The sequence below is a fragment of the Pseudoxanthomonas sangjuensis genome, assembly GCF_010211755.1.
Taxonomy (GTDB): Bacteria; Pseudomonadota; Gammaproteobacteria; order Xanthomonadales; family Xanthomonadaceae; genus Pseudoxanthomonas_A; species Pseudoxanthomonas_A sangjuensis.
Genome location: NZ_PDWR01000016.1, coordinates 66,565 through 80,595, shown reverse-complemented (window position 1 = coordinate 80,595; position 14,031 = coordinate 66,565). Strand labels below are relative to the sequence as shown.

15 protein-coding genes are annotated in these 14,031 nt (G+C 70.3%); 8 read left to right on the top strand and 7 right to left on the bottom strand.

The annotated features are described in order from the left end of the window. Positions 1-166 precede the first annotated feature (166 nt). The 4 genes from CSC71_RS10015 to CSC71_RS10000 all read right to left on the bottom strand — a co-directional run bounded on the left by CSC71_RS10015 (position 167) and on the right by CSC71_RS10000 (position 4,158). Positions 167-595 carry a hypothetical protein gene (locus CSC71_RS10015; RefSeq protein ID WP_162374234.1) on the bottom strand — a complete coding sequence of 143 codons (429 nt, stop codon included), beginning with the start codon at positions 593-595 and terminating at the stop codon, positions 167-169. Positions 596-1,017: 422 nt separating this feature from the next. Next, a complete protein-coding gene (locus CSC71_RS10010; RefSeq protein WP_162374233.1) occupies positions 1,018-2,283 on the bottom strand; it encodes a heme biosynthesis protein HemY in 1,266 nt (421 codons plus the stop codon). Positions 2,284-2,285: 2 nt separating this feature from the next. Then, positions 2,286-3,287 carry a uroporphyrinogen-III C-methyltransferase gene (locus CSC71_RS10005; RefSeq protein WP_162374232.1) on the bottom strand — a complete coding sequence of 334 codons (1,002 nt, stop codon included), beginning with the start codon at positions 3,285-3,287 and terminating at the stop codon, positions 2,286-2,288. A 106-nt stretch (positions 3,288-3,393) separates the two neighbouring features. Next, positions 3,394-4,158: a uroporphyrinogen-III synthase gene (locus tag CSC71_RS10000; protein ID WP_162374231.1), complete on the bottom strand. Its 765-nt coding sequence runs from the start codon at positions 4,156-4,158 to the stop codon at positions 3,394-3,396. Between the two features lie 16 nt (positions 4,159-4,174). Between CSC71_RS10000 and CSC71_RS09995 the strand changes: the two genes are divergently transcribed. The 5 genes from CSC71_RS09995 to CSC71_RS09975 all read left to right on the top strand — a co-directional run bounded on the left by CSC71_RS09995 (position 4,175) and on the right by CSC71_RS09975 (position 7,383). Next, entirely contained in the window at positions 4,175-4,642 is a 468-nt protein-coding gene (locus tag CSC71_RS09995) for a YiiD C-terminal domain-containing protein (RefSeq protein ID WP_162374230.1), read from the top strand. Positions 4,643-4,674: 32 nt separating this feature from the next. Beyond that, entirely contained in the window at positions 4,675-5,103 is a 429-nt protein-coding gene (locus tag CSC71_RS09990; RefSeq protein WP_162374229.1) for a hypothetical protein, read from the top strand. Between the two features lie 55 nt (positions 5,104-5,158). Next, positions 5,159-5,599: a rhodanese-like domain-containing protein gene (locus CSC71_RS09985; RefSeq protein WP_162374228.1), complete on the top strand. Its 441-nt coding sequence runs from the start codon at positions 5,159-5,161 to the stop codon at positions 5,597-5,599. A gap of 151 nt (positions 5,600-5,750) precedes the next feature. Continuing rightward, positions 5,751-6,278, top strand: coding sequence for a protein-export chaperone SecB (gene secB / locus CSC71_RS09980; protein ID WP_162374227.1), 528 nt, complete (start codon positions 5,751-5,753; stop codon positions 6,276-6,278). 55 nt (positions 6,279-6,333) lie between these two features. Continuing rightward, entirely contained in the window at positions 6,334-7,383 is a 1,050-nt protein-coding gene (locus tag CSC71_RS09975; protein ID WP_162374226.1) for an NAD(P)H-dependent glycerol-3-phosphate dehydrogenase, read from the top strand. A 95-nt stretch (positions 7,384-7,478) separates the two neighbouring features. Here the strand turns inward: CSC71_RS09975 and CSC71_RS09970 are convergent, their stop codons facing one another. The 3 genes from CSC71_RS09970 to CSC71_RS09960 all read right to left on the bottom strand — a co-directional run bounded on the left by CSC71_RS09970 (position 7,479) and on the right by CSC71_RS09960 (position 9,117). Next, positions 7,479-8,030, bottom strand: a complete 552-nt coding sequence (locus tag CSC71_RS09970) for an outer membrane beta-barrel protein (RefSeq protein WP_162374225.1) — start codon at positions 8,028-8,030, stop codon at positions 7,479-7,481. Between the two features lie 163 nt (positions 8,031-8,193). Then, on the bottom strand, positions 8,194-8,688 hold the full coding sequence (gene trmL, locus CSC71_RS09965) for a tRNA (uridine(34)/cytosine(34)/5-carboxymethylaminomethyluridine(34)-2'-O)-methyltransferase TrmL (RefSeq protein WP_162374224.1): 495 nt from the start codon (positions 8,686-8,688) through the stop codon (positions 8,194-8,196). Between the two features lie 24 nt (positions 8,689-8,712). Next, the gene (locus tag CSC71_RS09960) at positions 8,713-9,117 is read right to left on the bottom strand and encodes a hypothetical protein (RefSeq protein ID WP_162374223.1); all 405 of its coding nucleotides are present in this window, start codon (positions 9,115-9,117) and stop codon (positions 8,713-8,715) included. Between the two features lie 492 nt (positions 9,118-9,609). Here CSC71_RS09960 and CSC71_RS09955 point away from each other — a divergent pair, with 492 nt between their 5' ends. The 3 genes from CSC71_RS09955 to CSC71_RS09945 all read left to right on the top strand — a co-directional run bounded on the left by CSC71_RS09955 (position 9,610) and on the right by CSC71_RS09945 (position 14,029). After that, positions 9,610-12,465 carry a M16 family metallopeptidase gene (locus CSC71_RS09955; protein WP_162374222.1) on the top strand — a complete coding sequence of 952 codons (2,856 nt, stop codon included), beginning with the start codon at positions 9,610-9,612 and terminating at the stop codon, positions 12,463-12,465. A 114-nt stretch (positions 12,466-12,579) separates the two neighbouring features. After that, a complete protein-coding gene (locus tag CSC71_RS09950; protein ID WP_162374221.1) occupies positions 12,580-12,897 on the top strand; it encodes a DUF4156 domain-containing protein in 318 nt (105 codons plus the stop codon). A 115-nt stretch (positions 12,898-13,012) separates the two neighbouring features. Next, complete coding sequence (locus CSC71_RS09945; protein ID WP_162374220.1) at positions 13,013-14,029, top strand: 3-oxoacyl-ACP synthase III; 1,017 nt, start codon at positions 13,013-13,015, stop codon at positions 14,027-14,029. Positions 14,030-14,031: the final 2 nt, after the last annotated feature.

Here is a 14,031-nt window from a genome sequence, read left to right as displayed (position 1 = left end):
GGTCGCGCTGGTAGCCTGCATGCGCAAGCTGCTGACGATCGTCAATGCACGGCGTCGGGACGAGTTGATGGCCTTGGCGGCTGTCGCCTAAAAGGCGTCTTCTCAAGACAGTTGCTGAATTAAGCCGCGCCGCGAAGCGGCGTCGGCTTGAATGAATTGTTAGGCCTCATTGGATGAGGCTCTCTTGGAAGGACAAAGACGATGCATGGATTGTCGTGAAGTCGCCGCGCATATCAGAAATTGTGTGGCGGAGTAGGCCATTACGCAATTTGACAAGCTCTTGAACCACAATGGCAGGCATGAAATAGAGCCTGTTTGATGTGGTCTGGAACTTACAGACCCCAGAGTAGGAGAACTCAAAGCGACGCGTGCCGTAATCGTTTATTGCGCCAAATGTGATTCCGCCGCGGTTTGCTTGAATGTAAGTCACGCTAGAACGCCAAAGCGAAAGGTCTGAACCGGAAGGAAGCTCGTAGCGCTCCTTTGCAGTAAGGCTTTGCAAATCACTTGGGAGGCGTGCTCGCACCTTTGCCAAGTAGTCAAAGTAGCGTGTTCCGTCCCACTGAGTTGGGGAGCCGGAATTATCGAGGTACATGAAGCGAGCTGGCATGGAATGAGGCCTAACGCCTAATAGACCCCAAATCGGGGTGATATGACGAAGTATCCGCGGCCCGGGCGGGGCGTTCAAGCGACGAATTCCTGTGCGTAATCAAGCTGTTGACCGATAGTCGCGGGCTGGTCACGGCAGCAATCCTGCCTTGCATATTTCAGTTTGCGAGGCGATATGCCATATCCATCACGAAATGCGCCGATAAAGCCGCAGTCCCGGGTTGTCGCCGCGGTCGTCAGCGGCACTTCGCGCGGATCGCCTCCGCCTCGCGGGTGATCACGCCGCCGTCCGGGCGCTTGCGATGCAGCAAGCAGGATGGGGGGAGCCGAAGGCGATACCCCCTCGTCGCTACGCGTGGAAATTCCCGATTCGATGGGTATCGCTTCGCTCCACCCCTCCTGCGGAAGCTACCCGCGCAGCCGCGGCACCCCGTGCTCGTCGCGTTCCTCGGCGACGGCTTCGTCCTGGATCTTCTGCTTCAGGTCGCGGCTCGCCAGTTCCTCGGTCGCTTCGCCGCGGCGCGCGTGCAGCGCGTTGGCGTAGCTGCGCCGCGACAGCGCGTCGTCGCCGGCGGCGGCGAAACCGTGGCCGAGTTCCTCCCACGCCTCCGCGCCGGCGCCGGCGTTGAGCGCGCGGCGCAGGAAATCCTGCGCCTGCGGCCACTGGCCCTGGCGCCGTGCCAGTTGCGCCAGCGTCACCAGCAGCGCCGGGCTGTCCGGGTGCGACGCCAGCCAGCGTTGCGCGCTGGCGCGGCGCGAATCGGTCTTGTCGATCGGCAGGCGCCCGTACAGCGCGGCCAGCGATTCGTCCCAGCGCGTTTCCAGCGCCTGCTCGACGCTGCGCGCGGCCGCGTCGTCCCAGTGCAGCGCGGCCGCGCGCTCGGCATAGGCGGCGACGATCGCCGGTTCCGTGCGCAGGTTCTTCGGCAGCGTCTCCCAGCGCTCTGCCAGCGCGTTGGCGTCCGCCGCTTCGCGCATCGCCTGCGCGGCCAGCCGCGATTCCAGCGCGGCGAACGCGGCCGCTGCCAGCGCCTGCTGCTGCTTCAGCGCGCCGAGCAGGCCGTAGGCCTCGCCGGCGCGATTGGAGGCGGCCAGCGCCTCGGCCTGCAGCGCCAGGCCGCGCGGCGGCAGCGGTTGCGCGTCGGGCGCGGCCAGCACGGAAAGCGCTTCGCCCGGCTGCCGCTTCGCCAGCGCGCGCTCGGCGCGCGCCAGCGCCTGCGCGCCGGCGCCGCGGCCGGACAGCGCGGCGAGGTGGCGCTGCACCGCGGCTTCGTCGTCGCGCGCGGCGGCGGCCCTGGCCGCGGCGATGCGCGCGACCGTGCCGACCTCGGCGTCTTCGCCGGCCTGTTCCAGCAGTTTTTCCGCGCGCTGCCAGTGGCCGCCGTGCAGCAGCTCCAGGCCTTCGATCAGCCGCGCCCGCGCGCGCTTGCGGCTGCGCCGGCCCCACGCGCGGAACGGCGCCGACACCAGTTTCCAGCACAGCCACAGCAGCAGCGCGGCCAGCAGCAGCGCGAGCAGCGCGCCGAGCAGGGTCGCGTGCAGTTCGTAGCCGCCGGCGCGCACCAGCACCTCGCCGAGCGAGTGGCTGCGTTCGCCGTACCAGTGCAGGGCCAGAGCGCCGGCCAGCGCCAGCGCCAGCAGCAGGATCGCGTTGCCGAGGGTGCGCTTCTTCATGGTCAGGCCTCCGGTACCGACGCCGTCGCGACGCCGGTGCGCGCGCCGCGCAGGGCGCGCAGTTGCTGCAGGGTGCTGCCGAGCACCGGCGCCGACGACCGCAGCGGCGCCGCGCGCATCGCCTTGAGTTCGCCGCGGCCCTTCGCCAGCGCCGGCGACGGCGGCCACAGCTTCGGCAGCCACGCCTCGGCGCGCGCCAGCGCGGCGTCGAAGGCCGCGTCGTCGTCGCGTTCCAGCGCGGCGCGGGCCAGGCCCAGCTCGATCTTCAGCGCGGTTTCGCCGCTGGCGCGTTCGTCGCTGCCGAGCACGGTCTCGCCCTGCGCCGGGCGCACGTCGACCAGCGGCGCGAGCACGCGTTGCCAGGTCGGCCGCTCCGGATCGGCCGGCGCGCTGTGCGGCAGCTTCGCCAGCGATTGTTCGAACAGGTCCAGGCGCGCGGCCAGCGCCGCGTGCGGGCCGGCGCCGAGCGCTTCGACGGCTTCGCGTTCCTGCGCCAGGGTCTGGCGCAGGTTCAGCAGGCGCGGGTCGTCGATGCCGTCGAGCGCGCCGGCGGCCAGCGCGTAGGCGCGGCGCGCGCCGTCGAGGTCGTCGGCGATGTCCAGCCGCTGCGCGGCCTGCGACAGCAGCAGTTCCACCTCGTCCAGGCGCAACGCCTGCGCGCCGTGGCGGCTGGTGTCGGCCAGCTTGGCCACGCTTTCCTCGAGCAGCGCGCCGCGCTGGCCCAGGCCGAGCACTTCGTCGCGCAGCAGGCGGTTGGGGGCGGCGGCGTCCTGGATGCGTTGCGCCTGCGCGCGCAGGTCGCGGCGCAGCGCTTCGTTGCGTTCCTCGAGCGCGGCGATGCGCTGTTCGGCGGCGGCCAGCCGGTCGCGCCGGCTGTCTTCGCCGTGCTGCCACCACGCCCAGCCGCGCCATGCGGCCAGCGCCAGCAACACCAGGCCGATCGTCCAGAACACGATGCGGCGGGAGGTCGGCTTGGCGGCGGTGTCGTCCACAGCAGCATCCATGTGTGCAAACGCCCGGAATTCTACCAGTACGCCCTGCGCGAACCCGCGGCGGAAGCGCGGGATTGGCGGAAAGTCGTAGCCGCCGGCAAGCGCCGCGGCGCGCGGTTCAGCCGGCGGCGTCCAGCGCCTGCGCCGCCGCCTTCGCCAGCTGCGCCGGTTGCGGGCCGGCGGCGACGCAGACGCGGGCGAAACCGGATTCGCGGGCCTGCGCGGCGAGGCGTTCGCTGGCCGCGGCGACCGGGAAGCGCAGCAGCTTCGCCTTCTCCGCCGCCGGCAGTTGCGCCAGCACCGTCGCCAGCGCCTCGCCGCTGCTCAGCGCCAGGCAGGCCGGCGCGCGCAGCCGGCGCAGGGCCTGCAGCGCGCGCGGCGACGGCGGCAGCGGCACGCGCTGGTAGACGTCGGCGCGATGGACCTGCGCGCCGCGTTTCGCCAGTGCCGGCGCGAGCAGGCCGCGGCCGCCCGGCGCGGTGACCAGGCCGACGCGCACGCCGCGCAGGGCCTGCAGTTCCGGCAGCGCCAGCAGGCCCTCGCTGTCCTTGCGCGCCGGGACCACGACCGCGTCGATGCCGGCGCGCAGCAGCGCCGCGGCGGCGCCGTCGCCGACCGCGATCCACGCCTGCCCGCGCTGGCGTCGCAGCGGCGCCAGCCCCGCCGCGCACCGCACCGCGGCGGGGCTGGTGAAGACCTCGCGTTCGCAGGCCAGCGCGGCGCGCAGCCCGGCGCGCGCGGCCTTGTCGTCGCGCGCCTGCAGCCGCCACGGCGACAAGGCCAGCAGTTTCGCGCCGCGGCGCGCCGCGGCCGCGCGCAGCGCCGCGTGCCCACCCTGCGGGCGCAGCGAGATGACGTACCATCCGGGCCGGTCCGATGCCATGACTGGATTATCTTCGATGCGTTCGAGCGATGTGGAAGCCGCCCTCCGACACCTGCGCGACGTGTGCGCGGCGATGCCGCCGGTGGCGGCGCTGCGGGTCGAGGTCGCCGGCTTCGACGGCGAAAGACTGGAACTGCGCGCGCCGCTGGCGGCCAACGTCAACGACAAGGGCAACGCCTTCGGCGGCAGCCTGGTGTCGCTGATGACGCTGGCCGGCTGGGGCCTGGTCAGCCTGCAGCTGCAACTGCGCGGCATCGTCGCCGAGGTCTACGTGGCCGACAGCCAGGTGCGCTACCGCGCGCCGTTGCACGCCGACCTGGCGGCGCAGGCGTGGCTGGCCGCAGGCGAATCGTGGGACGCGTTCTTCGCCACCCTGGCCCAGCGCGGCCGCGCGCGGCTGCAACTGGAGGCGAGCGTGCCGCTGGCCGCAGGCGGCGTCGCAACCGAGATGTCCGCCCGCTTCGTGGCCATCGCGAAGCGGTAACATCGCCGCTGTCGCCATTGCGGATCGAATCGATGAAACCAGGTTTCCGCCTCGTCGCCCTGTTGCTGCTGGCGCTGTTCGTGGCCGCACCGGCCGCCGCGGTCGGCAAGCGCAAGCAGGCGCGGCTGCTGGAGCAGGTGCAGACCAGCTACGCCGCGGCGATCCGCTGGGGCGAGTTCGAGCAGGCCTGGGGCGCGGTCGATCCGGCGTACCGGCAGGCGCACCCGCTGACCGAACTGGAACTGGAACGCTACCGGCAGGTGCAGGTCACCGGCTACAGCGACCTCGGCAGCCAGGCCGAGGCCGACGGCACGGTGTCGCGCTCGATCGAACTGCGCGTGGCCAACCGCCACACCATGGCCGAGCGCAGCGTGCGCCTGCGCGAACGCTGGCGCTGGGACGAGGAAGCGCGGCGCTGGTGGCTGCTCGACGGCCTGCCGGATCTGTGGGACGGCGAGTGAGGAAACCGGCGGGTATGCGACAATCGCGCCCCTTTCCGCCGTATCGAACGCTTCCGTGAATTTCGAAACCCTGAAGGCCTTCGTCGCCGAAACGCCGTTCCTGTCGCTGGCCCTGGCCGGCCTGACCGTGGCGATCGTCGTCACCGAGGTCCGGCGCCTGTTCCGCGGCTACAAGAGCCTGGGCCCGGCCGAACTGACCCGGCTGATCAACAGCGACAACGCGCTGGTCGTGGACCTGTCGGCCAGCGCCGATTTCGAGAAGGGCCACATCGCCGGCAGCCGCAACGTGCAGCCGAGCGCCTTCGGTCCGGACAACCGGCTGCTGGCCCCGGCCAGATCGCTGCCGGTGGTGCTGGTGTGCCGCGACGGCAACGCCTCGGCCGGCGCCGCGGCGCGGCTGAAGAAGGCCGGTTTCGAGCGGGTCTACTGGCTCGACGGCGGCATCGCCGCGTGGCGCCAGGCCGAGCTGCCGCTGGTCAAGGGGCGGGGCGGCTGACGCGGAGGCGTTGAAGCGCGTCCCGCGCCGCCGGGCCGCTCGTCGGTCCGGGGCGCCGCGGCCTTGAATTGGCCGTCGCCGCCGCCACCCATGCCATAATCGACTTCTTTTTCCACACACAGGCTTCCGCAAGCCGCTTCCGGAGTATTCGATGTCTGACGAAACCAACAACGGCGCCGCCGCCCCGGCCCCGTCCGCCCCGACCCAGGCCTTCACCGTCGAGAAGATCTACGTCAAGGACGTGTCCTTCGAGGTGCCCGGCGCTCCGGCGGTGTTCTCCGAGAACGTGCAGCCGGAACTGAACCTCAACCTGAACCAGCGCGTGCAGCGCCTCGGCGACGTGGTGTTCGAAGTGGTGCTGGGCGTGACCCTGACCTGCAAGGCCGGCGACAAGACCGCCTACGTCGCCGAAGTCCAGCAGGCCGGCATCTTCGGCCTGCAGGGCATGGATCCGCAGACCATCGACGGCCTGCTCGGCACGCAGTGCCCGAACATCCTGTTCCCGTACGTGCGCCAGCTGGTCAGCGACCTGATCCAGGCCGGCGGCTTCCCGCCGTTCTTCCTGCAGCCGATCAACTTCGACGCGCTGTACGTGGAAAGCCTGCGCCAGCGCGCCGCGCAGCAGACCCAGCAGGACGGCGCCGACCTGGCGAACAGCGACGCCGCCGGCAACGCCTGACCGCCGCCTGCTAGGCTTCACCCCGCGGCCGTTCCTGCGCCGCGGGGCCTGACGCATGACCGATCCGAAATCGAACATCGCGGTGCTCGGCGCGGGCTCATGGGGCACCGCGCTGTCCGCGCTGATGGCACGCAACGGCCACCGCGTGACCCTGTGGGGCCGCGACGCGCAGGTGGTCGAGGCGATCGGCCGCCGCCACGAGAACCCGCGCTACCTGCCGGGCATCGCCCTGCCGGAGAACCTGCGCGCCAGTACCGATCTGGCCGCGGCGGTGTCCGGCGCCGACTGGGTGCTGGTGGTGGTGCCGTCGCACGCCTTCACCGAAACCATCCGTGCGCTGCTGCCGCTGCTGCCGGCCGGCGCGGGCGTCGCGTGGGCGACCAAGGGCTTCGAGCCGGGCTCGGGCCGCTTCCTGCACGAGGTCGCGGCCGGCCTGCTCGGCGCCGAGGTGCCGCTGGCGGTGGTGACCGGGCCGTCGTTCGCCAAGGAAGTGACCCTCGGCCTGCCGACCGCGGTCACCGTGCACGGCGATTCGGCCGAGTTCACCCGGCAGGTCGCCGCGGCGCTGCATGGCCCGGCGTTCCGCGCCTATACCGGCAACGACATGATCGGCGCCGAACTCGGTGGCGCGATGAAGAACGTGCTGGCCGTGGCCACCGGCGTCGCCGACGGCATGCAGCTGGGCCTGAACGCCCGCGCCGGGCTGATCACCCGCGGCCTCAACGAGATGCTGCGCCTGGCCGCGGCGATCGGCGCGCGCCCGGAAACCCTGATGGGCCTGGCCGGGCTCGGCGATCTGGTGCTGACCTGCACCGGCGACCTGTCGCGCAACCGCCGCCTCGGCCTCGCCCTCGGCCGCGGCCAGGCGCTGGCCGAGGCGGTGCGCGAGATCGGCCAGGTGGTCGAATCGGTGCAGACCGCCAACGAAGTGATGCGCCTGGCCGGGCGCTGCGGCATCGAGCTGCCGATTTCCGCCGCGGTGCAGGCGGTGCTGCATGGCGACATCACCCCGGCCGAAGGCCTGAAGCAACTGCTCGCCCGCGAACAGAAGCCGGAATATCCGGAAACCCTGTTCAGGGAATCGCCGGGCTGGCATTCGGCCTGAGCGCCGGCGTCCACGCATAAAAAAAGCCCGGCCTAAGCCGGGCTCGGGTGCGGTACGGGGAGAGAGAGCCGCACCGCCTTGCTTCGATAAACGCATTACCAGCTCAGACGCGGACCGACGAACCACTGGGTATCGCCGTCGGCGAACTTCACGTCGGCCGAAGCGGACCAGTTGGCGGTGAACTTGTACTGGGCGCCGAGGCGGCCGTAGTAGTCGCCGTCGTAGTCGTCGCCGTCCTCGTAGCCGGCCAGCGCGTAGCCGTTCAGGTTCGGCAGCAGGCTGCCCTGCACGCCGACCTCGGCGCTGTAGCCGTCGGTGTCGAACGCGCCGGCGTCGTACTTCTCGTAGGCCACGCGGGCCAGCAGGTCGGCATTCGGCGACACCGGCAGGTTGTAGCCGACGCCGGCGCGCCAGTGGTCGAAGTCGGCGTTGACGTTGTCGACGTCCTGCCGGTCGAACTCGCCGAACAGGTGGAAGTTCGGATGGATCGCGGCCGAACCCTTCAGCGCCCAGCCGTCGGCGTCGGGGCCGTCGACGTTGGTCTTCAGGTAGCCGCCCTCGACATAGGTGTAGCTGACGCCATCGGCCGCGGAGGCGGCGAACGGCAGCAGGGCCAGCAGGGACAGGGCGAGCACGGAATTCTTCATTTGAAGCCTCGTTTCTTGGGATTGTTTGCCGGCGCAGAGGGGGGGCCGCCGGTGTGTGAAGTTTCCGTTTCCCGGCCGCAATCGATCCTGAATATCAAACTGACCAGTACATGAATTAAGCGCGGATTCCGGGAACTAAATGTGATTTCCGCCGCGCGTTCTGCTAGGGCGCCGGTTCGGCCGCGCCGGGGAAGCCCAGTTGCCGCCATGCCTCGAACACGACCACGGCGACGCTGTTGGACAGGTTGAGGCTGCGGTTGTGCGGGCGCATCGGCAGGCGCAGGCGCCGCTCCGGGGCCACGCCTTCCAGCACGTCCGCAGGCAGGCCGCGCGTCTCCGGGCCGAACAGGAACGCGTCGCCGCTGGCGTAGCGGACCTGGTCGTAACGCTGCCGGCCGCGCGTGCTCAGCGCGAACAGCCGCTGCGGCGCGATCGCCTGCAACGCGGCCGCCAGCGAGTCGTGCACCTGCATCCGCGCGTATTCGTGGTAGTCCAGGCCGGCGCGGCGCAACTGGCTGTCCTCGAGCGCGAAGCCCAGGGGCCGGACCAGATGCAGGCGCGCGCCGGTGTTGGCGCAGAGCCGGATCACGTTGCCGGTGTTCGGCGGGATTTCCGGCTGGTACAGCACGACGTCGATGGTGGGCGTAGCGGCTGGCATCGGCGCGGATTCTAGCCGCCGCGCTCAGCGCGCCAGCGGCGCCAGGCCCGCGGCGATCACCGGCAAGGCGTCCTCGACGGTCGGGCGCACGATGACCGCGGGCAGGTCGACGATCTCGATCGCCGACATGGCCTGCCGGGCGGCGCGCAGTTCGGCGGCCAGCACCGGGTCGCCGTGGACGACCACGGCCGGCAGGTCGACGATGCGGGCCTGCCGGGCGCGTTCCTTCTCGGCGCGCAGTTCGGCGGCCAGCACCGGGTCGCCATGGACGACCACGGCCGGGAGGTCGACGATCTTCATTGCCGAGTCGGTGGCGGCGGTACGCGCCTGGGCCGTCGGGTCGGCGGTCTGGGCGGACATCAGCATGGAACCGGTGCAGGCGGCGAACAGCATGGCAGCGGTCAGCGGCAGCAGGGGGAAGGTTTTCATGGGAGCCTCGCTAGTGTTATTGAACATCGGTGTGGTAGTAAAGTAATACACCAGATCAGAAAGGTCAACCAGAACCTGTCGTGACGGCTCTTTCATTTATCTTTGGTTCATGATCGGACCGGGGGATCCGTCTTGCGCTATCTGGACGCAGGCTCCGTGCCAATCACAACCTGTTGATTCACAAGAAAATCAAGAGGAGCGAGGGCGTCCGCTGTCCGTCCGGGTGTCCGTCCCGGCGGGTTGCAGTCCGTCGGCGGTTGGCGCGTGGTCGGGTCCGAGGACCGCGACCGCGCCCCGGTCCGCCGCCGGGCTGGTCCGGCGCACCGCTTCCGGTCACCGCACACCTGATGTGGATGCGGCGACGGGGCAAAGGGTTGCCGTTTTCCCGCGCACCGCGTCTTCGGTCCTCGTGGCTTGTGGCCTATGCCGTCGAAGTGGCCGGCGGTTAGCATCGGCGGACTTGGGGGAATTCCCGTTCACATGGAGTCGCAGATGACCGTTTCCCGCCGGCCGCGTGCCGCCTTGCTTGCCGTCGCCCTCAGCACCGCCCTCGGCGGGTTCGCTTTCGCGCCTGCGCCCGCGCAAGCCGAGGCGCCGGCCGCCGCCGCCGATATTCCGTACGAGCAATTCACCCTGCCCAACGGCCTGCGCGTGATCGTGCATACCGACCGCAAGGCGCCGATCGTCGCGGTCAACATCTGGTACCACGTCGGCAGCAAGGACGAACCGGCCGGGCGCAGCGGCTTCGCCCACCTGTTCGAGCACCTGATGTTCAACGGTTCGGAAAACGCCCCGGGCGAGTTCTTCGAGCCGTTCGAGCAGGCCGGCGCCACCGACATGAACGGCACCACCAATTCCGACCGCACCAACTATTTCGAGAACGTGCCGACCACGGCGCTCGACATGGCGCTGTGGATGGAGTCGGACCGGATGGGCCACCTGCTCGGCGCGATCGACCAGAAGACCCTCGACGAACAACGCGGGGTGGTGCAGAACGAGAAGCGCCAGGGCGAGAACCAGCCCTACGGCCAGCTGCGCCAGGTGGTCTCGGCGACGATGTTCCCGGAAGGCCACCCGTACCACCACACCACGATCGGCTCGATGAACGACCTCAACGCGGCCGCGCTGGAGGACGTGAAGAACTGGTTCCGCGCCTGGTACGGCCCGAACAACGCGGTGCTGGTCCTGGCCGGCGACATCGACGTGAAAACGGCGAAGGAAAAGGTCGCCAGGTACTTCGGCGACATCCCGGCCACGCCGACGATGGCGCAGCCGAAGGTCGACATCGCCCCGCTGGCCGCCGAAGGCCGCACCGAACTCGAGGACAAGGTGCCGCAGGTGCAGATCCGCCGCCTGTGGAACGTGCCGCAGGCCGGCAGCGCCGAGAGCGACCTGCTCGACCTGTTCTCCGACGTGCTCGGCGGCAGCGCCAGTTCGCGCCTCGACCGCCGCCTGGTGTACCAGGAGAAGCTGGTCGACAGCGTCGGCACCTACAACTACGGCAGCCAGCTGGCCGGCCAGTTCGGCATCACCGCGATGGTCAAGCAGGGCGTCGATCCGGCCAAGGTCGAGGCGATCATCGACGAGGAGCTCGACAAGCTGCTGGCCGAAGGCCCGACCGCCGAAGAGCTGGCGCGCGCCAAGACCAGCTACCGTGCCAACTTCGTCCGCGGCATCGAGCGCATCGGCGGCTTCGGCGGCAAGGCCGACGTGCTGGCGTCGTGCGCGATCTACGAGGGCGACCCGGGCTGCTTCCGCGATTCGCTGGAGACCGTGGCCGAGGCGACGCCGGACGCCGTGCGCGCGGCCGGCGCCGAATGGCTGGGCAAGCCCAGCCACACCTTCGTGGTGAAGCCGGGCGAGCGCAAGCCGCTGGTGGAAGAGGAAGCGGCGACGCCGGCGCCGTTCGTGCTCGGCAAGCCCGACGGCAAGTACAGGACCGTCGCCAGCAAGGTCGACCGCAAGGCCGGCGTGCCGAAGGTGGAAAGCTTCCCGCAGCTGAAGTTCCCGGCGCTGCAGCGCGCGACGCTGAAGAACGGCAGCACCGTGGTGCTGGCCGAGCGCCACGAAATCCCGGTGGTCAACATCAGCTACCAGTTTCCCGGCGGCTACGCCAGCGACCCGGCCGGCAAGCCCGGCGTCGCCAGCTTCGCCGCCGGCATGCTCGACGAGGGCGCGGGCGAACTCGGCGCGCTCGACTTCAAGTCGCGCAGCGAGGAACTGGGCGCCGAGCTCGGCGCCGGCGCTTCGCTCGACGGCAGCACCGTCTGGCTGTCGGCGCTGAAGGAGAACCTGGAGCCGTCGCTGCAGCTGTACGCCGACACCCTGCAGCGCCCGCGCTTCGACCAGAACGAGATCGACCGCGTGAAGGCGCAGTGGATCGCCGGCATCAAACAGGAGAAGGTGCGTCCGCAGACCGCCGCGCTGCGCGTGCTGCCGCCGCTGCTGTACGGCGAGGGCCATCCCTACGGCATCCCGTTCACCGGCAGCGGCACTGAGGCGGCGATCGCCGGCCTCGGCCGCGGGCAGCTGCTGGACTGGCAGAAGCAGTGGCTGCGCCCGGAGAAAGCCACCGTGATCGTGGTCGGCGACACCACCCTCGACGAAATCGTGCCGCTGCTCGACAAGCACCTCGGCGAATGGAAGGGCGAGGGCGCGGCGCCGGCCGCCCCGGCGCTGCCGCAGGTCGCGCGCCCGGCGAAGGAGCGCGTGTTCCTGATCGACCAGCCCGGCGCGGTGCAGGCCAACATCTACGCCGGCCTGCTGGTGCCTTCCACGAAGGACCCGGGCGCGGTCGCGCTGGAAACCAGCAATGAAGTGCTGGGCGGCTCCTTCACCTCGCGCCTGAACATGAACCTGCGCGAGGACAAGCACTGGTCGTACGGCGCCCGCACCGTCCTGGTCAACGCGCTGGGGCAGCGGCCGTTCCTGGCGGTGGCGCCGGTACAGATCGACAAGGCCGCCGAATCGGTGGCCGAGGCGCGCCGCGAGATCGCCGAGTACGCGACCGGCAAGAACCCGGCGACGCAGGCCGAGGTCGACAAGGTCGTCGCCAACGAGCTGCGCAGCCAGCCGGGCGCCTACGAGACCGCCGACGCGGTGATGGGCACGCTGGGCGGCATCGTCCGCTACGGCCGCCCGGACAACTGGGTGCAGGTGCGCAACGCCGAAGTGGCTGCGTTCACCCCGGCCAAGGCGGCCGAGGCGGCGAAGGCGCTCGACCCGGACGCGCTGACTTGGGTCGTGGTCGGCGACCTGTCGAAGATCGAGGCGCCGATCCGCGCCCTCGACCTCGGCGAGGTCGTGGTGCTCGACGCCGACGGCAAGCCGGTTGCGGCGAAGAAGTAAGGCGGTCCGCTGGCGGGTGGCGGCGGCCGTTCGGGCCGCCGTCACCGACCACGAACCCGTTCCGTTCATCCAGCCCGGGGCAGAATCGCATCCGGGCCCCTACCGGATTTCCCCATGCGCGTCGCCAGCCTGCTGCTCGTCCTCCTGCCGTTGTCCGCCTGCACCTGGGTGCAGCTGGCCCCCGAGGCCCGGGCGGTGAAGGTGGTGCCGGCCGGAACCGCGCCGGCCGGCTGCGAGAAGCGCGGCGAGGTCGCGGTGACGGTCCGGAACAAGGTGGCGTTCTACGAACGCAACAGCCTGAAGGTCCGCGACGAGCTGGAAACCCTGGCCCGCAACGAGGCCCCGGGCCTGCAGGCCGATACCCTGCAGCCGCTGGACGAGCCCAATGCCGCCGGGGAACAGCGCTTCGCCGCCTACCGCTGCGGCCGCTGAAACCCCGCCGGCCAAGGACCGGCGGGCGTTTCCGTGACGGCGTGAAGATGCGGTGAAGGCCGGAAACGGCTAGAATCGCCGGTCTCTTTCTGCCTGCCCCGGGGCGGCCCCTACGATGATTTTCCAGAACGTCTCCATCGCGGGATTGGCGCACATCGATGCGCCGCACACGCTGACCTCCGACGAGATCAACGCCCGCCTCAAGCCCACCCTCGACCGCCTCGGCATCCGTACCGACGTGCTCAACGACATCGCCGGCGTGCGTGCGCGGCGCCTGTGGGACAACGGCCTCGAGGCGTCCGACGTCGCCACGCTGGCGGCGAAGAAGGCGCTCGACGATGCCGGCATCGACGCCAGCAAGCTCGGTCTGCTGGTCAACACCTCGGTCAGCCGCGATTACCTCGAGCCGTCCACCGCCAGCATCGTCTGCGGCAACCTCGGCGTCGGCGACCACTGCATGACCTTCGACATCGCCAACGCCTGCCTGGCCTTCATCAACGGCATGGACGTGGCCGCGCGCATGCTGGAACGCGGCGAGATCGACTACGCGCTGGTCGTCGACGGCGAGACCGCGAACCTGGTCTACGAGAAGACCATCGAGCGTCTCAACGCCTCCGACGTCACCGAGCAGCAGTTCCGCGACGAGCTGGCCGCGCTGCCCCTGGGCGGCGGCGCCGTGGCGATGGTGATGACCCGCCGCGAACTCGCGCCGGAAGCGCCGCGCTACAAGGGTGGCGTGACCCGCTCGGCGACCGAGTGGAACAAGCTGTGCCGCGGCAACCTCGACCGCATGGTCACCGACACCCGCATGCTGCTGATCGAGGGCATGAAACTGGCGAACAAGACCTTCGCCGCGGCCAAGATCGCGCTGGGCTGGGCGGTCGACGAACTCGACCAGTTCGTGATCCACCAGGTCAGCCGCCCGCACACCCAGGCCTTCATCAAGTCGTTCGGCATCGACCCGCAGAAGGTCATGACCATCTTCAACGAACACGGCAACATCGGCCCGGCCAGCGTGCCGATCGTGCTGAGCAAGCTGAAGGAGCTGGGCAAGCTGAAGAAGGGCGACCGCATCGCCCTGCTCGGCATCGGCTCGGGCCTGAACTGCACGATGGCCGAAGTGGAGTGGTGAGC